The sequence below is a fragment of the Patulibacter sp. genome (genome assembly GCF_030655195.1).
In the GTDB taxonomy this organism is placed as follows: domain Bacteria; phylum Actinomycetota; class Thermoleophilia; order Solirubrobacterales; family Solirubrobacteraceae; genus Patulibacter.
Map to the genome: position 1 here is coordinate 1 of NZ_JAURWA010000147.1, position 19,602 is coordinate 19,602.

A 19,602-nucleotide genomic window follows, 5' to 3' on the forward strand; every position below is an offset into this window, starting at 1 on the left:
GCCCGGGCCGGGCGCGCCACCGCCCGCCCCGTCGGCGGGGATCGCGGGCCCCCGTGCGAGCCCACGTGCGGGGCGCCGGCGCGGGCGCGTCGTGTGACGATCGTGTTGCCGGAATGACAACAGTGGTGTCACTCCGGGCCACTGTCCGCTATCGTCGGCGTGGAGTGCGTCGGCCCCTCCGACGCGCTGGACGTCGCGTACAGCCCGGCGTCCGGGCGCACCGCACCTCACCGTGCGACCGTCGCCCGCCCTTCCCCCGGCTCCAGCCGGATCGCCCGGATCCCTCCCCAGGAGACCCATGAGCACACCCACGTCCGACCTCCACGCCGACGATCTGGTGGTCCGCATGCCCCGGTCGGAGGCTCGCGCAGACGACCTGGGCCAGGACCAGGAGTGGTGCGAGGTGGAGCTGCCCTCGGGCACGGAGCGGGTGCGGTTCCACGACTACGACCGGCTCTTCAGCATCCCGGGCCTGTACGAGCGGCTCTTCTACACGGAGCTGAAGTGCGACTCCCCGACCGTGGTCCGCGGACTGCTCGAGGAACGCCTGGCCGCCGGCGGCGCGGACGCCGCGTCGCTGCGGGTCCTGGACCTGGGTGCCGGCAACGGCATGGTCGGCGAGGAGCTGCGGGCGATGGGCGCGTCGGCGATGGTCGGCGTCGACATCCTGCCCGAGGCCCGCATGGCGGCGGAGCGCGACCGCCCCGACGTCTACGACGACTACGTCGTGTGCGACCTCACCGCGCCGGGCGCCGACGAGCTGCCCGCACTGCGCGACGCCCGCGCCAACCTGCTGACGACGGTCGCCGCCCTCGGCTTCGGCGACATCCCCCCGCGCGCGTTCGCGACCGCCTTCGGGTACGTCGCCGCCGACGGCTGGGTGGCGATGACCATCAAGGACGACTTCCTGACGACCGAGGACGACTCGGGCTTCAGCCGCCTGATCCGGCGCATGCACGCCGAGGGCATCCTCGAGGTCGAGACGGACCACCGCTACCAGCACCGCCTCGCCGTCTCCGGCGAGCCGCTCTTCTACCACGCCTACGTCGCCCGCAAGCGCGGCGAGATCCCGGCGGAGTGGCTCGACGAGCTGGAGCTCGCCGCCGCCTGAGTCCCGCCCCGGCGCGGGCGCGGCTCAGCCGCGCCCGTGCGGCGCGTCCCAGTCGATCTCGGGCCCGACCGGCACGATGCGCGACGGGTTGATCGACGGGTGCGTCGTGTAGTAGTGCGTCTTGATGTGGTCGACGTTCACCGTCGCCGCGACGCCGGGCCGGGCGTAGAGGTCGCGGGTGTAGCCCCAGACGTTGGGCAGGTCGACCAGACGCTTCAGGTTGCACTTGAAGTGGCCGACGTAGACCGGGTCGAAGCGGACCAGCGTCATGAAGAGGCGCCAGTCGGCCTCCGTGATCCGGTCGCCGGTCAGGTAGCGCCGCTCCGCCAGGATCCCCTCGAGCCACTCCAGGGTCTCGAAGACGTCGGAGACCGCGTCCTCGTACGCCCCCTGCGACTCGGCGAACCCGGCCCGGTAGACCCCGTTGTTCAGGGTCGGGTAGATCCGCTCGTTCAGGGCGTCGATCTCCTCGCGCAGGTCCTCGGGGTAGAGGTCGAGGTCCGGGTTCGTCGCGAACGCGTCGAACCCGGCGTTGAGCATCCGCACGACCTCGGAGGACTCGTTGTTGACGATCCGCCCGGTCTCGGTGTCCCACAGGACCGGGACCGTCACGCGGCCGTCGAAGCCCGGGTCCGACGCGCGGTAGGCCTCCGACAGGAAGCTCCAGCCGTGCAGGGGGTCCACCTCGCCCGGGGGCGTCACGTCGCCGGCGCGGAAGGCCCAGCCCTCGTCGTCGCGGTACGGGTCGACGATCGTCATCCCGATCGCGTCCTGCAGGCCCTTCAGCTCGCGCACCAGCACGGCCCGGGAGGCCCACGGGCAGGCCAGCGACACGTACAGGTGGTACCGCCCCGCCGCCGCGGGGAAGCCCGACGAGCCGTCGGCGGTCACGGCGTCCCGGAAGGCGCTGTCCTGCCGGCGGAACTCCCCGGAGTCCCCCATCTCGCCCTTCCAGCCACCGACGTCCCGCTTCTCGTCCCGGCTCATCGCGCCCGTCCCTGTCGTTGCATGTGCAACGACCACGGTAGCCGACCGTCCCACCGCCGTCCACCACGGGCGCTGCCCGCCGTCCTCAGCCGGGCGTGCCGGAGGCCACCGGCTCGGGCGCCGGCTCGTCGTCGCGCCCGCCGCCCGCCGCGTCGGCGGGCTGACCGGTCAGCTGTCCCCCGCCGCAGTCCCGGGCGCGCACGAGCCGCCGCGGATTGCGGATCCCGGCGGCGCCGACGATCCCGCCCACGAGCAGGAGCCCGCCCGAGACGCCCATGCCCAGACGGAACGCCTCGACGCCCGCGTCCCGTGCGGTCGCCTGCAGCACCCGGGCGTCGCCGGCCGGCAGCCCGGACACGTCGGGGGCGGAGAACGGCGCGTCGCGCAGGTCCGCCGCCACGCGGGCGGCGTCCGCGCCGAGCGGCCGGTCCGCGAGCCGGTCGTCGACGCCGGCGCCGAAGCTCGCGGCCACCGCCACGCCGACGCCGCCGATCGCCACGAGGCCGGCGACGCGGGCGATCGCGTTGTTGACGCCGGACGCGGCCCCGGCGTTCCGGGCCTCCGCGTCGGCGAGCACCGTCGCGGTGAGCGGGGCGACCGTCATCGCCAGGCCCAGCGCGAAGAGCGAGACCGCCGGCAGCAGGTCGGCCACGTAGGAGACGTCGGCGTCCAGGCGCAGCAGGAGCAGCAGCCCGGTCCCGGCGACCAGCGGCCCGACACCCATGAACAGGCGCGGCCCGTAGCGGTCGGCGAGGCCGCCGAAGCGCCCGGCCAGGAGCAGCATCACCACGGTCACCGGCAGCATCGCGGCGCCCGCCTTCAGGGCGTCCCAGCCGGCGACCTGCTGGAGGAAGATGATCAGGTAGAAGCTCAGGAGCGCCAGACCGCCGTACATCACGAACGTCTCGACGTTGCCGACGACGAAGTTGCGTCGCCGGAACAGCGCCAGCGGGAGCATCGGGTCCGGCGAGCGGTCCTCGTGCCGGACGAAGAGGACGAGCAGCACCACGCCGGCCACCAGCGGACCGAGGACGTCGGGCGCCCCCCAGCCGCCGAGCGGCTGCTGGATCAGCCCGAAGGTGATCGCCCCCAGGCCGACCGCGCAGAGCGCCGCCCCGGGCAGGTCCACGTGCCGCGTGCGGTCCCGTGCCCCACCGCCGGGGATCACCCGCACGATCAGGACGATCGTGCCGAGCACCAGCGGCACGTTGATCAGGAACACCCAGTGCCAGGAGGCGACGTCGACCAGCCAGCCGCCGAGCACCGGGCCGACGGCCGCTCCGATCCCGCTCCACGCCGTCCAGGTGCCGATCGCGCGGTTGCGCTCGTCCGCGTCGAAGACGGACACGATCACCGCCAGCGCCGCCGGCGTCAGCGCCGCGCCCGACGCCCCCTGCAGCGCCCGTCCGACCACGAGCACCTCGATCGTCGGGGCGAGCGCGCAGAGCAGCGACGTGACCCCGAAGCCGGCCACGCCGAAGAGGAAGACGCGCCGCTCGCCGAGCACGTCGCCGACCGAGCCGGCCACGAGCAGCAGCGACCCGAGGGTCAGCAGGTAGCCGTTGGTGATCCACTGCTGGCCCGCCAGGCCGCCGCCCAGGTCGTCGCGGATCCGCGGGAGCGCGACGTTCACGACGCTGCCGTCGATCATCACGATCGTCGACGCCAGGACGCAGGCCAGCAGCGTCAGCCGCTTGGTCCGGGCGTCGGCCGGGACGCGGGCGGCGGGCTCGGCGGGGGTCACGGGCCCGGGACCTCCGCGTCGACGGGCCCGTCCGCCGGTGGGACCTCGCCACGCGCGAAGCCCTCGCACCGCAGCACGGGCATCCGGGGGTACTTCGGGAACGCGGGGTCGGTCCGTGCCAGGCCGCACAGCGAGAACGTGGACCCGCGCGTGTTGCCGACCCGCCGTTGGTGGACGCACGCGTCGCAGAGGCCGAAGCGCAGGAGCACGCCCGGAGTATCCACCGTCGACGCGACGGGGCCCGGATTCCCCGACGGCGTCCGGCCGCGGGACGCCGTCCGTACCATCGGATCGGTGGGTACGTTCCGTCGCCTGCTCGGATTCCTGCGCCCGTATCGCAGGCTCTGGGCCATCTCCTTCGCCCTCGCCCTCCTCGCGATGGGCGTCACCGTCGTCAGCCCAGCGCTGATCGGCCACGGCATCGATCGCATCCGCGCCGGCGACGAGGGCGGCCTGGAGCAGGTCGCGATCGCCATCGCGCTCCTCGGTCTCGGGCGGATGGGCCTGACCGTCGGCCGGCGCCTCGTCGCCGGACGGGTCTCCCTCGGCGTCGAGCAGGACCTGCGGGAGCGGCTCTACGGGCACCTCCAGGTGCTCGACATGGGCTTCTTCGACCGGTGGCAGACGGGGCAGCTGATGTCGCGGGCCACCGTCGACCTGAGCGCCGTGCGGTTCTTCCTCGGCTACGGGCTGGTCTTCGTCGTCCAGTCGCTGCTGACCGTGGTCCTGGCGGCGATCGCGATGACGATCCAGCAGCCGCTGCTGACGCTCGCGTGCCTGCTCCCGGCACCGCTGATCGTCTGGGTCGGCCACGCCTACGGCGTCCGGGGCCGTCCGGCGCAGCAGGACGCCCAGCAGGCCGTCGCCGAGGTCACCGCCGCCGCGGAGGAGTCGATCTCCGGTATCCGCGTCGTCAAGGCGTTCGCCGCCGAGGAGCGCCGCGAGGCCGCGTTCTCCGCCGCCGTGGACCACGCCTTCGACAAGCAGCTCCGGGCCGTGCGGATCGACGCGTCGTTCCAGCCCGTCGTCCAGTTCCTGCCGCAGATCAGCCTCGCGATCGTGCTGCTCGTCGGCGGTCGCATGGTCGTCGCGGACACGATCACCGTCGGCCAGTTCACCGCGTTCTTCGTCTACGTCCTGATGCTCGTCCAGCCGCTGCGCTCGCTCGGCGTGATGCTCGGCCTCGGCCAGCGGGCCACGGCCTCGGGCGCCCGGCTGTTCCAGGTCCTCGACCGCGAACCGGCGATCGCCGCGCCGCCCGCCGACCGGCTGCGCACCCTCCCCGCCGACGCCCCCGGCCGCGCCCTCGGGGCGATCGACTTCGACGACGTCACCCTGCGCTACCCCGAGCAGGACACGCCGGCGCTGCAGGACGTCTCCGTGCGGATCGCCGCGGGCGAGCGCGTCGCGATCGTCGGGCAGACCGGGTCGGGGAAGACCGCGCTGGTCCAGCTCCTCCCCCGCCTCTACGACCCCGTCGCCGGTCGCGTGCTGATCGACGGCGTCGACGTCCGCGACCTCGACCCCACGGCGCTGCGCCACGAGATCGCGATCATCGACGACGACCCGTTCCTCTTCACCGCCTCCGTCGCGGAGAACATCGCCTACGCCGCCCCCGGGGCGACGCGCGAGGAGGTCGAGCGGTCCGCCCGGCGGGCCCGCGCCGACGAGTTCGTCCGCGAGCTGCCCGACGGCTACGACACCGTCGTCGGCGAGCGGGGCCTGACCCTGTCGGGCGGCCAGCGCCAGCGCCTGGCGATCGCCCGCGCGCTGCTGGCCGGCCCCGAGCGCTCCGCCGCGGGCGACGGGACGAGCACGCGCGGCCCGCGGATCCTCGTCCTCGACGACGCGACCTCGAACGTCGACGCGTCGACCGAGCAGGCGATCACCGTCGGCCTGCGCGAGGTCATGCAGGGGCGCACGACGCTCGTGATCGCGCACCGCCTGTCGACCGTGCTGCTCGCCGACCGCGTCGTCGTGCTGCACCAGGGCCGCGTCGCCGACGTCGGCACCCACGCGGAGCTGCTCGAGCGCTCCGAGCTCTACCGCGAGATCGTCACCTACGGCATGGCCGACCAGGTCTTCCTCTCCCGCGAGGACCGCCCGACGGAGGTGCAGGAGGCATGAGCACCCCGACCCCCGAGCGGCCCGACGACCGTCCCGCGACCACGACCCCGGACGCCGTCGGCGACGGACGGGCCGGGTCCGCCCCGCTGACCGGCGGGGCGGACGGCGGCGGCGCGGCCGAGGAGCCCACCCCGACGGCCCGCCGCGGGCGCGGCGCGTTCGTCGCGGACGTCCGCCGACGCCGGGCCGCATCGCGCGGTCGTGGTCGGCGGATCCGCAACCTCTTCGGGATGCTGGCGCCCTACCGGACGCGGCTGGTCCTGCTCGCGATCTCGCTGCTGCTCTCGACGGGCGCGATGCTCGCCCCGGCACCGCTGGTCCAGCGGGCGGTCGACGACGGCCTCGCGGACGGCGACCTCGGTGCCCTGACGACGCTGGTCGTCGCGTTCGTCGTGATCTCGCTGATCGGCCTCGTCGCGAGCATGGCGCTGGCGCGGCTGGTCGGCTGGCTCGGCGCACGCCTGCTGTCGGACCTGCGCGAGCGGATCTTCCGGCACCTGCTGACGATGCCCGTGGCCTACCACGAGCGTCAGCGCGCCGGGGTGCTGGTCTCGCGGATGACCAACGACGTCGACGCGCTGCAGCAGATGATCTCGTCGAGCCTCGTGACCCTCGTCCAGTCGCTCCTGCTGCTCGTCGGCTCGATCGTGATCCTGCTGTCGCTGGACGTGAAGCTCGCCCTGATCACGTTCACGACGATCCCGGTGCTCCTGATCGGGTCGCTGGCGTTCCGCCTGGCCTCGGTCGACGCGTTCGCCCGCACCCGCGAGACCATCGGCGCGATCACGGCGCACCTGCAGGAGACGCTCTCGGGCGTCCGCGTCATCCGCGCCCACGGCCGCGAGCGCGGCCACCTGGACCGGTTCGTCGAGCTCAACGACGACAACCGCGGCGCGAACATGAAGACGGTCTACCTGAACGCCGCGTACTTCCCGGCGGTCGAGTACCTGTCGACCGCGGCGATCGTCATCGTGCTCCTCGTCGGCGGCCACGAGGCGATCGCCGGGGCCGTCACGATCGGCGTCCTCGTCGGCTTCGTCACCGCCCTGGACAACTTCTTCGGCCCGATCACCGACCTCTCCAACGTCTACACGACGTTCCAGAGCGGCATGGCGGCGCTCGACAAGATCGGCGACCTGCTCGAGCAGGAGTCGACGCTGAACGACCCCGAGCACCCCGTCCCGGTCCCGTCGCCGCTGCGGGGGGAGCTGCGGTTCGACCACGTGACGTTCTCCTACGGCGCGTCGAAACGCGGACGCGAACCGGTCACGGTGCTCGACGACGTCGACCTGGTGATCCCCGCCGGCGCGACCGTCGCACTGGTGGGCGCGACCGGCGCGGGCAAGTCGACGATCGCGAAGCTCGCCACCCGCTTCGCCGACCCGACGCAGGGCCGCGTGCTGCTCGACGGGGTCGACCTGCGCGACCTGCGCCAGAACGACCTGCGCTCGCGCATGGGGATCGTGCCGCAGGAGGGCTACCTGTTCTCCGGCACCGTCGCGGACAACATCGCCTTCGGGCGGGTCGACGCGACGCGGGCCGAGGTCGACGAGGCGGTCGACCGGATCGGGGCACGGGAGATCCTCGACGCCCTCCCCCGCGGCCTGGACACCGAGGTCGGCGAGCGCGGCACCTCGCTCTCGGCCGGCCAGCGGCAGCTCGTCGCCTTCGCCCGCGCGCTGATCGCCGGCACGCCCGCGGACCGCGCGGCGGACGACGGTGCGGACGGCCTGACCCTGCACCGCGGCGTCGGCGGCCCGGCGATCCTCGTCCTCGACGAGGCCACCGCCAACGTCGACCTGCGGACCGAGCGGCGGATCGAGGAGGCGCTGAAGACGCTCCTCGAGGGCCGCACCGCGATCGTCATCGCGCACCGGCTCTCGACGATCCGCACCGCCGACCTGATCGCCGTGGTCGACCGCGGCCGCGTCGTCGAGTCCGGCACGCACGAAGAATTGCTGCAGAGCGGCGGCGCCTACGCCACGCTGCACCGGGACTGGCAGCACGGCACCGAGGACGCCGCGGCCGCCCTGTCCTGATCCCGGGGCCCGCGCGGCGGCCCCCGGGACCGGCCGGTCTCCCCGGCACACCCGACGACATCAGCGACGCGCCCGCGCCGCGGACCCGACCCGATCCCCGTCCGGGCACCGCAACCCTGCGGCCCCGGGCCGGTTACGACCCACGATGCCCCCACGTTCCACGATCCCCGCCGTCGCGTCCGCCGCCCTGCTCGCCGCGGCGCTGGCCCCCGGCGCCGCCCACGCCGCGTCCGGCGGCCTGGTGACGGAGGCCTCCGCCACCCCGGCCAACGGCCCCACCGTCCCGGCGAAGGCCGCCTCCTCCGGCAGCACCGCGAAGCCCCGCGCCTCCGTCCGCCCCTCGTCGGCGGCCACGATCGTCCTCTCGTCCTCGTCGCGGGTCACCGCCCGGACGACGCCGAACGGCACGAAGCGCGCGGGGACGATGAAGAACGGCGAGGCCACCCGCGTCCGCTGCCAGGTCAACTCGACCCGCGCCGTCACCAGCGGGCGCTACGGCACCTCGAAGGTCTGGAACCGCGTCAAGCTGAAGAACGGCAGGACGGGGTACGTCCCGGACGTCTACATGAGCACGTCGAGCAAGAACTCGCTCGTCGCGCCGTACTGCGGCTACCCCGACCCGCCGGCCCCGACGGGGGCCAACCCGCAGCAGGGGCGCTGCAGCTCGGTGGCCTCCGTCGACCTCGTCCAGGTGCCGACGAAGCCCAACGGGGACGGCGACCCGGTCGCGTTCTCGAAGCTGGCCGCGCCGTTCGCGATCGAGTCCAAGCAGGAGACCCGCGTCCCCGCCGCCGTGACCCTGGCGCAGGGGATCCTCGAGTCCGCCTCGGGCACGCTCGCCGCCGGCGCGAACAACTACTTCGGCATCAAGGCCCAGGCCGTCGCCGGGCAGGGCGGGATCTTCCGCTGGGGCCCCAACGCCGTGGGCTGCGTCCACAAGCAGACCAACGAGAGCGAGGGCGGTCGCACCGTCCGCCAGATCGCCTCGTTCCGCATGTACGTCGACATGAAGGGCTCGTTCGTCGACCACGGCCTCTTCCTCGTCGTCAACACTCGCTACGCCCCGGCGTTCCAGTTCGTGAACGACCCGGAGCGGTTCGCCAAGGCGATCCACAAGGCCGGCTACGCCACCGACCCGGCCTACAGCAACAGCCTGATCAACCTGATGAACCGGCCCGAGTTGAACCTGAAGCAGTACGACCGGTAGGGGCGCGGTCGGGCCGGGCGGGACTACCAGGACGGGGCCGGCGGGCCCGGCTTGCCGGGACGGCGCCGGCGGGACGGCCCTGCCGGGAAGGCGCCGGCGGGAAGGCCATGCGGGGAAGGCGCTGCCGGGACGGGGCTGGCGGGCCGGGCCTGCCGGGACGGGGCCGACGGGACGGTCCTGCCGGGAAGGCGCCGGCGGGCCGGCCCTGCCGAGACGGCCTGCCGGGACGGCGCTGCCAAGCCGAAGAGCGGCGCGGCCGTCACTGCCGCGCCGGCCGGGCGTCGGTCAGTCGCCGGAGGCGTTGACGCGCGGTGCGGCCTGCGCGTCCTCGTCCGTCGCCTCGGGGGCCGGGGCGGTCGAGGCAGGCTCCCCCTCCGGCGGGGTCGAGGCGTCGTCGGCGTCCGCGTCGGCGCCGGCCCCGCCGAAGGCGATCTCGTCCGGCGCGTCGAGGCGGCCCGGATGGCCCAGGCGCCCCAGCTCGGATCCGTCGCGGCCGAAGAACAGCCCGACGGTCCAGTCCGCCACGAGCCGGATCTTCCGGGTCGTGCCCGGCATCGAGCCCAGGTGGTAGGTCCGGGCGATGAACCAGGCGGGGACGCCGCGCCAGCGCAGGCCGACCGTCGAGGCGACCGCCTTGCCGCGCCCGAGGTCGACGAAGACGCCGAGCGTCTTGTAGGTGAACTGCCGCGGCTTGCGGTCCGACAGGGTGAGGATCACGTTGTCGGCGACCTTCCGGCCCTGACGGATCGCGTGCTGGGCGGTCGGCGGCGCGGGGCGCTCGAGGTCCAGCGGGTCCGGCACGTGCGCGGCGTCGCCGATCGCCCAGACGCCGGGAACGCCCTTCACGCGCAGCGCGCGGTCCACGACGATGCGGCCGGACCGGTCGTCGAGCGGGACGCCCAGGCTCTTGACGACGGGGCTCGGCTTGACGCCGGCGGTCCAGACGACCGTGCGGCAGGGCAGGACCTCGCCGCCGGCCAGCGTGGCCGTGTCGGCGGTCATCGCGTCGATCGTGGTGCCGGTGCGGATCTCGATGCCTCGGGCCTTCAGCTCACGGACGGCGAAGTCCGCCAGCGAGGCCGGGATCTCGGGCATCACGCGGTCGCGGGCCTCGACGAGCACGAAGCGCACGCCCTGGTCGCGGCAGCGCGGGTAGCGGTCCAGCAGGTCGGTGGCGAAGTCCTGCAGCTCGGCCAGGCCCTCGAGACCGGCGTACCCGGCGCCGACGAAGACGAACGTCAGCCACTCGGCGCGGTCCGCGGGATCGTCGATGCCCTCGGCGACCTCCAGGCTCTGCAGCAGGCGATTGCGCAGCGCGATCGCCTCCGGCAGCGTCTTCATGCCCACGGCGTGTTCGGCCAGACCGGGGATCGGCAGCGTGCGCGAGACGGAGCCGACCGCCACGATCAGGTGGTCGTAGGGCAGCTCCTGCTGGCGGCCGTCCCCCGTGGTGACGTTCAGGACCTTGGCGGCCGGATCCGCACCCGTGACGGCCCCCAGGCGCAGGTGGGTGTGGTGCAGCTGCTCGCGCAACGGCACGACCGCGTGGCGCGGCTCGAGCGTGCCGGCCGCCGCCCCGGGCAGCAGCGGCGTGTACAGCATGAAGTTCTGGTCGGAGACCAGCGTCACCTGCGCGCTGTTGTGGGGCAGCTTGCGCTCGAGCCGGCGTGCCGCCTCGAGCCCTCCGAAGCCGCCGCCGGCGATCACGATGTTCCATGCCATGGAGCGAGCCTATGCCCGGAAGCGCCATGAGGCGAACCGCACGACGCCCGTCCCGGCCGTTCGTGCCGTACGGCGCACGCCTCCCGTGACCGGTCGCACGGAGCGGGGCGTCGGTGGCGGGGGGTGGTCAGGGGGCGGGCGGGCGGGCGGGCCGGGCGGGCGGGGGCCGGCCGGCCCGGGGGCAGGCCGGGGTGGCTCGCCGGCGCGGCCGGGGTCCGGTCGATCCGGTGCCACCACCTGGCACGAGATCGCCCCACCCCCACGTGATCCGGCCGGCGCGGCCGGGGTCCGGTCGATCCGGTGCCACCACCCGGCACGAGATCGCCCCACCCCCACGTAATCCGGCCGACGCGGCCGGGGTCCGGTCGATCCGGTGCCACCACCCGGCACGAGATCGCCCCACCCCCACGTAATCCGGCCGACGCGGCCGGAGTCCGGTCGATCCGGCGCCACCACCCGGCACGAGATCGCCCCACCCCCACCGGCGCATCCCTGTCCGAGGTCACGTCCGGTGGTGAACCACCTTCTTGGATCGGCGCCGACCGCTCCGGGTCCGGTCCCGCCGCCCGGGCCCGTCGGCCGCGAAGGGCCCCGACGCCCGGGCCCGAGGCCGCGGATGGACGCCGGACCGGGGGTCCCGTAGGTTGCGCGCGTGACCGCCCCCGCCCCGACGGCCACCGGCCGGTCCTCCGCCCTCGAGCTGGCCGCCGCGATCCGCGGCGGCGCGCGCTCCGCCGTCGACGTCGTCGACGAGGCCCTGCGCCTCGTCGACGCGTGGAACCCCGGCCTGAACGCGATCGTCGTCGACCTGCGCGACGAGGCCCGCGAGGCGGCCGCGGCGGCCGACCGCCTGCTCGCCGCCGCCGACCCGGACGACGCGCCGCCACCGCTGCTCGGGGTCCCGATCACGATCAAGGAGTCGATCTGCGTCGCCGGAGCGCCCAATTCGGCCGGTGCGCTGCCGCGGCGCGACGTCCGGGCCGCGGAGGACGCGCCGGTCGTCGCGCGCCTGCGGGCGGCCGGGGCGATCCCGATCGGGCTGACGAACACGTCCGAGCTCTGCATGTGGATCGAGACCGACAACCCGGTCCACGGCCTGACCCGCAACCCCTACGACCCCGCGCGGTCCGCGGGCGGCAGCTCCGGTGGCGAGGGCGCGGCCGTCGGGGCGGGGATCGTGTCGTTCGGCATCGGGTCCGACGTCGGCGGATCGATCCGCATCCCGGCGGCCTGGAACGGCGTCTTCGGGCACAAGCCGTCCCTGGGCCTGGTGCCGCTGACCGGGGCGTTCCCGCCGGCCGTGGGCGAGACCGGGCGACTGCTGGTCAACGGGCCGCTCTCCCGGCGCGCAGACGACCTCATGCCGGTGCTGCGGACCATCGCCGGGCCGGACGGGAGCTGCGAGCGGGCCGTGCCGATGGACCTCGGCGACCCGGCGGGGGTCGGGCTCGACGGCCTGCGGGTGCTGGTCGGCGACCGACCGTTCCTCGGCCGCACCGCCGCCGAGGTCCTCGCGGCCCGCGACCGTGCGGCGGCGACGCTCCAGGCTGCCGGAGCGCGGATCGTCCCCGCGGACCTCCGCGGGTGGCGCCGGGCGTACGAGGCGTACCTCGTGGCACTGGCCGACGGCGGGGCCCTGACGATGATGGACGAGCTCGAGGCGGCCGGTTACGCGCGCCCGACGGTCCGTACGCTGCTGCGCGGCTCGCCCCACACCGCGGCGACGCGGCTGCTGACCCTCGGCGACCTGGTCCCCTCCGGCTCGTCCCGGCGGCGGGCGAAGCTGATCGAGGCCGGCCGCGCGTTCTCCCGCGAGGTCGCCGCCCAGATCGGCGACGGCGTGCTGCTCGTGCCGCCGATGCCCACGACGGCGCCGCCGCACGGCGCGACGCTGCGCCGACCGTGGATCGGGCACGGCATGCAGGTGCTGAACCTCGCGGCGGTCCCGGTGACCCAGGTGCCGATGGGTCTCGGAGCCGGCGGGCTGCCCGTCGGGGTCCAGGTCGCGGCCGGCCCGGGACGGGACCACGTGAGCATCGCGGTCGCGCTGGAGCTCGAGCGGGCCCACGGCGGCTGGGTGCCCCCGGGCGGCTGACGGGATCGACCTCGGCGCGGAGGCGTCGCGCGGGGGCGGATGTATCCACGGCCGCCTCGTGTGGGGCCGGGCGTCGACAGCACGGCCTCGTGCGGGGCCGGGTGTCGGCACGACGGCGTCGCTCGGGGCCGGAAGCCGGCACCACGGCCTTGTGCGGGGCCGGGTCTCGGCACGACGGCGTCGCTCGGGGCCGGAAGTCGGCGCGACCGTGTCGCGCGGGGCCGGAAGTCAGCACGACCGTGTCCCGCGGGGCCCGGCTTCGGCACGACGGCGTCGCGTCCCCCGGAACGACGGGAGGCGCCCCGTGGGGCGCCTCTCGCGGTACTGCCGGACAAGGACTCGAACCTTGAATGCTGGTACCAGAAACCAGTGTGTTGCCAATTACACCATCCGGCACCGGCGGCCGCCGAGGCGGAACCGCGGTCGCGGATCATAGCGGGGAAGTCCGTGGCGCGCGGTGCGCTCGGCAGCGTCGCGAGCGGCCCGACGGGACGGCGGCCCGGCCCTCGATCTCAGGCGTGCGTCGACCGCCACCGTCGGGCGCCGCCGTGGCGAAGTGGCGTTTCGCGCACGTCAGGCGTGCGTCGTCCGCCACCGTCGGGCGCGACCGTGGCGATATGGCGTTTCGCGCACGTCAGGCATGCGTCGTCCGCCACCGTCGGGCGCCACCGTGGCGATATGGCGCTTCGCGCACGTCAGGCGTGCGTCGTTCGCCACGCTCGGGCGCCCGCCGTCGGGAAGTGGTGTGTCGCGCTGGTCAGGCGTGCGTCGACCGCACGCTCGGGCGCCACCGTCGAGAATTGGCGTTTCGCGCACGTCAGGCATGCCTTGACCGCCACGGTCGGGCGCCCTCCGTCGCGAACTGGCGTTTCGCGCACGTCAGGCGTGCGTCGACCGCCACCGTCGGGCGCCCCCGTCGCGAACTGGCGATTCGCGCACGTCGGGAGTGCCGCATCCGCCGCTCTCGCCCCCGGCCCCGGGGTCGACGGGGCGTTTCGCGCACGTCAGGCGTGCGCGTCGCCCCGCCCGACCTCAGGCCCCGACGGCGAAGAGGCCCGTGATGCCGTCCTCGAGGCCCGGGTCGAGGACCACGAGGACCTCGTCGCCGGCCTCGATGACCGTGTCGGCCTTGGGGACGAAGCCGGCGCCCTTGCGCAGGACGGAGATGATCAGCGAGCCCTCGGGCATCTGGATCTCGGCGACGCGCTTGCCCGCGGCCGGCGCGGCGGGCGTGACCTCGACCTCGACGATCTCCAGGCGCTCGGCGTGGAGGTCCAGCAGGTGGACCAGGCCGAAGCTCGGCACCTCGTGCTCGATCAGGCGCAGGATCAGGTCGGTGGCCGACACGACCGGGGCGACGCCCAGCAGGTCGAACAGCTCGCGGTTGCGCGGGTTGTTGACGCGGGCGATGGTGCGCGGGATGTCGTACTTCTCGCGGGCCATCTGGCAGATGAGGATGTTGTCCTCGTCGTCGCCGGTGACCGCGACGACGAGCTCGGCGCGCTGGATGCCGGCGCGCTCGAGCACCCACATCTCGGTCGCGTCGCCGTACTGGACGGCGTGCTCGAGCTCCTCCTCGATGGTCAGGTAGCGCCTGCGGGTCTGCTCGATCAGCGTGACCTCGTGGCCCTTGTCGATGAGCTCGCGGGCGAGGTTCCAGCCGACCTTGCCGCCGCCGGCGATCACGACGTACATCAGGAGACCTCGACGATCGCCGACTCGAACATGGAGATCGCCTGCAGCGTCGGGCAGATCGTGCGCACGCCCTGCTCGGCGTACCAGGTGGCGCGGGCCGGATCCATGACGCGGGCGATCACCGTGGTGACGTTGAAGCGCTTCTGGGCGACCTGGGCGATGACGAGGTTCGTGTTGTCGCCCGACGTCGACGCGATGAAGACGTCCGCCTCGTCGATGCCGGCCTCCCGCAGGGCCTCGACCTCGATGCCCTGACCGACGGTGAAGCGGCCGCCGGTCTCCTCCCACGAGGAGGCCAGACCGGCGTCGAGCCGCTCGTGGCTCAGTGGGTCGTGGTCGAGCACCGAGACCTCGTGCCCCCGGGCGAGCATCGACTGCGCGACGGCCGAGCCGACGCGGCCGGCTCCTACGATGAGCACGAACATACGCGCGGGACTGTAGCGCGGTGGGCCGCCAGGACCCATCCGGGAGCCGGACGCCCCGCTGCTCGCCCGGGACGCGTCCGGGTCCTCCCCGCCGTCGGCCCGGGACTCTCCGTCCCTCGCGGTGGGCGACCGCCCACCCCGGCGAGCCGCCCACCCCTACAGCTGGTCGAGCCACGCCTCGTCGTCGTCGTCCAGGCCGTCGTCGCCGTCGGGGCCGGACTCGGCCTCGCGACGGCGGCGGAGGACCTCCTCGGTCTCCTCCAGCGACGGTGCGCCGAGGATGACCTGGCAGCGGGCGTGGTCGACGACGTACCGGGCCGTCTCGCCGAGGGCCTCGCCGCGGCCGCCGAGGACGCCGAGCGCCGAGCCGGTGCGCCCCGTGCGGGACCGGCCCGCGGGCGGCGGGGCGACCATGATGATCGCCTCGCAGCCGCGGCGCTCGGCCTCGTCGACGATCGCCCGGCCGTAGGAGCGAGCCCGGACCGCCGAGGTGGCGACGCGGACGCCGTCGTACTCCTCGCCCACCGCGCGGGCGCGGGCCAGCGCGGCCTTGGCCTCCGCCCGACGGCCGTCGGCGAGGGGTCCGTCGATCGGCAGCGACATCGGCAGGACGTGGATCCAGACCGCCTCGATGACCGCGTAGCCCTCCTCGAGGTCCGTCTCGTCGTCGCCGCCGGCGAGGCGTCCCGCGGTCTGGATCAGGTCGTCGTCCAGGGCGGTCCCGAGCACCGGCACGAGGATCGAGCCGTACTCGACGGGCTTGGCCTCGCGCCGCAGGGCGGCGTCCGGCACGACCACGCGGCCGCGGACCGGCAGGCGGTGCGTGCGGCGGTAGACGACGTAGGCGACGACGCCGAAGGCCATCCAGATCAGGCCCACGGCGCGGGCCGCCGGGTGCGAGATCACGATCGAGACCCAGACCAGGCCGCTCAGCACGGCGCCGAGGACGGCGGGGACCGGGACGGCGGCCCCGCGGACGCGGACGTTGAACGGGATGCGGTACTCCCGGGCCGCGTCGGGCTCCTTGAACCGCAGGCGCAGGATCGAGAGGTGCGCGATCGTCACGGCGGTCATCGCGCCGAACGCCATCGTGCCGACGAGCGCGTCCATGTCCCGGAACGACACGAGCACCATCGCGATCACGCCCGCGACGACGATGACCAGCCACGGGGTGCCGAAGCGCGGGTGCAGCCGGCCCAGGCGGGTCGGCATCTGCCGGTGCCGGGCGAGCTGGGCGGTGATGCGCCCCGCGCTGGAGAGCGACGCGAGCGCCATCCCGATCAGCGTGGCGGCGGCCGCGACGCCGACGACGATCTTCAGGGCGTCGACGACCGGCGAGTCCGACAGCCGGTCGACGATGCCGATCACCGGCGCGTCGACCCAGCGCTCGCCCAGCGCGGTCTCGCCGCCCTGGACGGGGAGCGCCATCAGCCCGACGAGCGAGACCCCGACGAAGAGGACGAACATCGCCACCGGGAGCGTCGCGACGAGCCGGCGCAGGTCGCGCCGGCCGACGCGCAGCTCACCCGCCAGGCCCGACGCGGACTCCAGGCCGGTGACGACGACCATCGCCGCCCCCAGACCGAAGAGGACGCCCTGCCAGTCGGGGCTCGTGCCCAGGTCGAGCCCGTCGGTGATCGACCCGGGGTCGTGCAGCAGCGCGAGCCCGAGGACGACGACCAGCACCTGCAGCAGCAGGTCGACGGCGACCACGACCGCCAGCCGCACGACCCGCGTGGCGGGGCCGCCGGCGTCACCACGGACCGCGCGGACGGTCACGAAGAGCAGGATCAGCGCGGCGAGCGCGATCTCGGTCCTGCCGTCCGAGGTCTCGTGCCAGACCACCTCGAGGTAGTTCGTCGCCGCCAGCGTCGCCGCGGCGGTCAGGAGGACGGAGTCCAGGAGGAGCGCCCAGGCGGCGACGAAGCTCCAGACCTCGTCGAACGCGTGCCGGGCGAAGGTCGGGGAGCCCGAGCGCTCGGGGTGCAGCGCCGCCCCCTCCGCGAAGGTCATGACCGCGAGCCCGAAGAGGACCGCTGCGGCGGCCATCACGAACGGCGTCGCCCCGAGGGCGTTGCCGGCGATCGGGCCGAGGAGCAGGTAGAGGCCGCCGGCGAGGGAGGCGTAGGTGATCGCGAAGACCGTCCTCGCGCCGACGGTCCGCTGCAGCAGGCCCGCGGCACCGGAGGGCGCGCCGGTCGCGGCCCCCTCGGACCCGGAGGCACCCGTCCCGTTGCGGCCCGGACCGTCCGCGGGGCCCGGGGCGCCGGGCGCCCCGCCGGGGGCCTTCGGCGTCTCAGCCATCTGCGCGGTCCTCCCCCTCGTCGCGGCGGGCCACGAGCGACGCGCCGCGCCAGGCCATCCACGCCCGGCCGGCCCCGGCCGCGAAGAACAGCAGGCCGATCAGGATCCCCTGGGCGACGGGCCCACCGCCGCCCGCGATCGTGCGCACGACGATCGCGATGCCGATCAGGGCGACCAGCGACGAGAGCACGACGGTCGCGTTGCCGTAGAGCCCGCGCCTCACGACCGCGTCCTCTCGAGCTCGAGCACGGTCCGGGACTCGGGGTCGGACTGCAGGATGACCCGGCACGGCCGCTCGGCCATCACGGTGTCGATCGAGCGGTAGATGCTCCCCGAGCCCGCGCGCGGCGGGATCGACATGACGATTGCGCGGGCCTTCGTGGTGCGGGCGTCCTCGACGACCACGCGGCCGAACTGCCCGGCGCGGACCTTGACCCACCGCGCCTGCAGGCGGTTGCCGATCTGCAGCCGGGCCTCCTCGATCAGCGCCTCGGCCGCGCGCTCCTGCTCGGGCATCCGGGCGTCGATCGGCGAGGACTGCGGGACGACGATCGGGACCATCAGGTAGATGCCGCGGCGGCGCTTGGCGGCCACGCGGGAGGCGGTCGCCATCGCCCCGCGGGAGTAGCGCAGGCCGAGCAGCGCGACGATCACCGACTCGTACTCCGCCTCGTGGTCGACCACGGCCTCGGGGGTGGCGATCTTGTGCGTCGTGCGGAGGTCGAGGCCCTGGTTGCGGCGGTAGAGCGGATAGATGATCAGCCCGGAGACCATCCAGCCGACGCCCGCCAGCGCGACCGCGGGGTGCAGCCCGACCACGACGACGAACGCGATGCCGGTGCCCAGGCCGCCCACGATCGCGAACAGCGGGTAGGAGACGCCGCGGATCGTGATGTTCCCCGGACCGCGGTAGGGCCGGTCGAAGTCCGGCTCGCGACGGCGCAGGGCGATCACCGAGAGGTGGGCGATCGTGAACGACAGCATCGCGCCGAACGCGTACATGTTCGACAGGAACTCGGCCTGGCCCGGGATCACCGCGAGGGCCGCGAGGCCGGAGAACAGCAGGATCCCGACCCACGGCGTGCCGAAGCGCGGGTGCAGCGTCCGGAGGCCGTCGGGCATCTGCCGGTGGACGCCCATCGAGTACACCAGGCGCGACACCCCGATCACCCCGGCGTTGGTGGCGAGGAAGAGGATCGTCGCGGCGAGCAGGCCGACGTAGATCTGGGTCGGCTGCTGCAGGAAGCCGAGCTCCATGTTCTTCACGACGCCGAGGATCGGGTCGCCCGCGAAGCCGCCCTGGTCCTCCGGGAGCCCCAGGAGCGTCGAGTACTGCCCGTCGGCGCCCTTCGTCACCGGCAGCGCGGAGAGGGCGACCATCGGCAGGAACGCGTAGATGGCGAAGACGGCGATCACGACGCGCTTGATCGCGGCGGGCACCGTGGTGCCGGCGTCCCTGGCCTCCTCCGCCATGTTCGAGATCGTCTCGATGCCGGTGTAGGCGACCATGCCGATCGGGATCGCGATCAGGAAGTCCTTCCACTCCGGGGCCACGCCGAGCTGGACGTTGTCGATCAGCGTCTCGGGCGAGAACACGAGGAACATGCCCAGGCCGACGAGCAGCACCTGCGTGAGGAAGTCGGTGACGGCGAGGGCGATGTTGACCCCGGCGGACTCCTTCGCGCCGACGATGTTGATGGTCGCCAGGACGCCGATCACGGCGATCGCGAAGATCACGTCGCCGGGGGCGCTGCGCAGGAACTCCAGCGGCTCGAACAGACCGCCGATGTAGTGCGGCACGAAGTACGAGCTGATCGCGATCGTGATCGTGTAGTTGAGCATCTGGCCCCACGCCGCGAAGAACGACCAGAACTCGTTGAAGGCGCGGCGCGCGAAGCTCGAGGAGCCGCCGGCCTCGGGGTACATCGAGGTCGCCTCGGCGTACGTGGCGGCCGTGAGGTAGAAGATCACGCCCGTGATCAGGAAGACGACGGGCGTCAGACCGAGCGCGAAGCCGGCGACCAGCCCGAGGGCGTAGTAGATGGACGACCCGACGTTGCCGTAGGCCGTCGAGAAGAGCGCGTTGGTCCCGAGGACGCGCTGGAGTCCGTGGAGTCGGCGTTCGGCCATGGCCGGTGCGGCAGTC

14 protein-coding genes and 1 tRNA gene are annotated in these 19,602 nt (G+C 74.1%); 5 read left to right on the top strand and 10 right to left on the bottom strand.

Features of this window, described 5'->3' with window-relative positions; all coding sequences use genetic code 11:
• Window positions 1–298 precede the first annotated feature (298 nt).
• A complete protein-coding gene (locus Q7T67_RS16550; RefSeq protein WP_304792156.1) occupies window positions 299–1,111 on the top strand; it encodes a class I SAM-dependent methyltransferase in 813 nt (270 codons plus the stop codon).
• Between the two features lie 24 nt (window positions 1,112–1,135).
• Here the strand turns inward: Q7T67_RS16550 and Q7T67_RS16555 are convergent, their stop codons facing one another.
• The 3 genes from Q7T67_RS16555 to Q7T67_RS16565 form a co-directional block, all read right to left on the bottom strand.
• Window positions 1,136–2,098 carry a glutathione S-transferase family protein gene (locus Q7T67_RS16555; protein WP_304792158.1) on the bottom strand — a complete coding sequence of 321 codons (963 nt, stop codon included), beginning with the start codon at window positions 2,096–2,098 and terminating at the stop codon, window positions 1,136–1,138.
• An 85-nt stretch (window positions 2,099–2,183) separates the two neighbouring features.
• Window positions 2,184–3,842 carry an MFS transporter gene (locus Q7T67_RS16560; RefSeq protein WP_304792161.1) on the bottom strand — a complete coding sequence of 553 codons (1,659 nt, stop codon included), beginning with the start codon at window positions 3,840–3,842 and terminating at the stop codon, window positions 2,184–2,186.
• Window positions 3,839–4,051 carry a hypothetical protein gene (locus tag Q7T67_RS16565; RefSeq protein ID WP_304792163.1) on the bottom strand — a complete coding sequence of 71 codons (213 nt, stop codon included), beginning with the start codon at window positions 4,049–4,051 and terminating at the stop codon, window positions 3,839–3,841. The genes Q7T67_RS16560 and Q7T67_RS16565 overlap by 4 nt, the downstream gene beginning before the upstream one ends.
• 85 nt (window positions 4,052–4,136) lie before the next feature.
• Here Q7T67_RS16565 and Q7T67_RS16570 point away from each other — a divergent pair, with 85 nt between their 5' ends.
• The 3 genes from Q7T67_RS16570 to Q7T67_RS16580 all read left to right on the top strand — a co-directional run bounded on the left by Q7T67_RS16570 (window position 4,137) and on the right by Q7T67_RS16580 (window position 9,215).
• The gene (locus Q7T67_RS16570; protein WP_304792166.1) at window positions 4,137–5,969 is read left to right on the top strand and encodes an ABC transporter ATP-binding protein; all 1,833 of its coding nucleotides are present in this window, start codon (window positions 4,137–4,139) and stop codon (window positions 5,967–5,969) included.
• A complete protein-coding gene (locus tag Q7T67_RS16575; RefSeq protein WP_304792169.1) occupies window positions 5,966–8,008 on the top strand; it encodes an ABC transporter ATP-binding protein in 2,043 nt (680 codons plus the stop codon). Before Q7T67_RS16570 ends, Q7T67_RS16575 begins: the two co-directional genes overlap by 4 nt.
• A gap of 145 nt (window positions 8,009–8,153) precedes the next feature.
• The gene (locus Q7T67_RS16580) at window positions 8,154–9,215 is read left to right on the top strand and encodes a glucosaminidase domain-containing protein (protein ID WP_304792172.1); all 1,062 of its coding nucleotides are present in this window, start codon (window positions 8,154–8,156) and stop codon (window positions 9,213–9,215) included.
• Window positions 9,216–9,500: 285 nt separating this feature from the next.
• On the opposite strand, the gene Q7T67_RS16585 is transcribed toward Q7T67_RS16580, so the two are convergent.
• A complete protein-coding gene (locus Q7T67_RS16585) occupies window positions 9,501–10,937 on the bottom strand; it encodes an NAD(P)/FAD-dependent oxidoreductase (RefSeq protein WP_304792175.1) in 1,437 nt (478 codons plus the stop codon).
• A 652-nt stretch (window positions 10,938–11,589) separates the two neighbouring features.
• Between Q7T67_RS16585 and Q7T67_RS16590 the strand changes: the two genes are divergently transcribed.
• Window positions 11,590–13,032, top strand: coding sequence for an amidase (locus Q7T67_RS16590; RefSeq protein WP_304792178.1), 1,443 nt, complete (start codon window positions 11,590–11,592; stop codon window positions 13,030–13,032).
• A 324-nt stretch (window positions 13,033–13,356) separates the two neighbouring features.
• On the opposite strand, the gene Q7T67_RS16595 is transcribed toward Q7T67_RS16590, so the two are convergent.
• The 6 genes from Q7T67_RS16595 to Q7T67_RS16620 form a co-directional block, all read right to left on the bottom strand.
• Window positions 13,357–13,428: transfer RNA gene (locus Q7T67_RS16595), tRNA-Gln, on the bottom strand.
• A gap of 636 nt (window positions 13,429–14,064) precedes the next feature.
• Complete coding sequence (locus tag Q7T67_RS16600) at window positions 14,065–14,727, bottom strand: TrkA family potassium uptake protein (RefSeq protein ID WP_304792181.1); 663 nt, start codon at window positions 14,725–14,727, stop codon at window positions 14,065–14,067.
• Window positions 14,727–15,152: a TrkA family potassium uptake protein gene (locus tag Q7T67_RS16605; protein ID WP_304792184.1), complete on the bottom strand. Its 426-nt coding sequence runs from the start codon at window positions 15,150–15,152 to the stop codon at window positions 14,727–14,729. Before Q7T67_RS16605 ends, Q7T67_RS16600 begins: the two co-directional genes overlap by 1 nt.
• A 156-nt stretch (window positions 15,153–15,308) precedes the next feature.
• Window positions 15,309–17,456 (bottom strand): amino acid permease, encoded by a 2,148-nt coding sequence (locus Q7T67_RS16610; protein WP_304792187.1) that lies wholly within the window; start codon window positions 17,454–17,456, stop codon window positions 15,309–15,311.
• Window positions 17,449–17,679 carry a hypothetical protein gene (locus tag Q7T67_RS16615; protein WP_304792189.1) on the bottom strand — a complete coding sequence of 77 codons (231 nt, stop codon included), beginning with the start codon at window positions 17,677–17,679 and terminating at the stop codon, window positions 17,449–17,451. Before Q7T67_RS16615 ends, Q7T67_RS16610 begins: the two co-directional genes overlap by 8 nt.
• Window positions 17,676–19,586 (bottom strand): APC family permease, encoded by a 1,911-nt coding sequence (locus tag Q7T67_RS16620; RefSeq protein WP_304792192.1) that lies wholly within the window; start codon window positions 19,584–19,586, stop codon window positions 17,676–17,678. Before Q7T67_RS16620 ends, Q7T67_RS16615 begins: the two co-directional genes overlap by 4 nt.
• Between the last annotated feature and the right edge of the window lie 16 nt (window positions 19,587–19,602).

What these genes read in the sequence shown, in the direction of transcription:
- Q7T67_RS16610 (WP_304792187.1), bottom strand. Translation starts at nt 17,456, where the DNA reads ATGGCTGAGACGCCGAAGGCCCCCGGCGGGGCGCCCGGCGCCCCGGGC.
- Q7T67_RS16550 (WP_304792156.1), top strand. Translation starts at nt 299, where the DNA reads ATGAGCACACCCACGTCCGACCTCCACGCCGACGATCTGGTGGTCCGC.
- Q7T67_RS16620 (WP_304792192.1), bottom strand. Translation starts at nt 19,586, where the DNA reads ATGGCCGAACGCCGACTCCACGGACTCCAGCGCGTCCTCGGGACCAAC.
- Q7T67_RS16575 (WP_304792169.1), top strand. Translation starts at nt 5,966, where the DNA reads ATGAGCACCCCGACCCCCGAGCGGCCCGACGACCGTCCCGCGACCACG.
- Q7T67_RS16605 (WP_304792184.1), bottom strand. Translation starts at nt 15,152, where the DNA reads ATGTTCGTGCTCATCGTAGGAGCCGGCCGCGTCGGCTCGGCCGTCGCG.
- Q7T67_RS16580 (WP_304792172.1), top strand. Translation starts at nt 8,154, where the DNA reads ATGCCCCCACGTTCCACGATCCCCGCCGTCGCGTCCGCCGCCCTGCTC.
- Q7T67_RS16600 (WP_304792181.1), bottom strand. Translation starts at nt 14,727, where the DNA reads ATGTACGTCGTGATCGCCGGCGGCGGCAAGGTCGGCTGGAACCTCGCC.
- Q7T67_RS16585 (WP_304792175.1), bottom strand. Translation starts at nt 10,937, where the DNA reads ATGGCATGGAACATCGTGATCGCCGGCGGCGGCTTCGGAGGGCTCGAG.
- Q7T67_RS16555 (WP_304792158.1), bottom strand. Translation starts at nt 2,098, where the DNA reads ATGAGCCGGGACGAGAAGCGGGACGTCGGTGGCTGGAAGGGCGAGATG.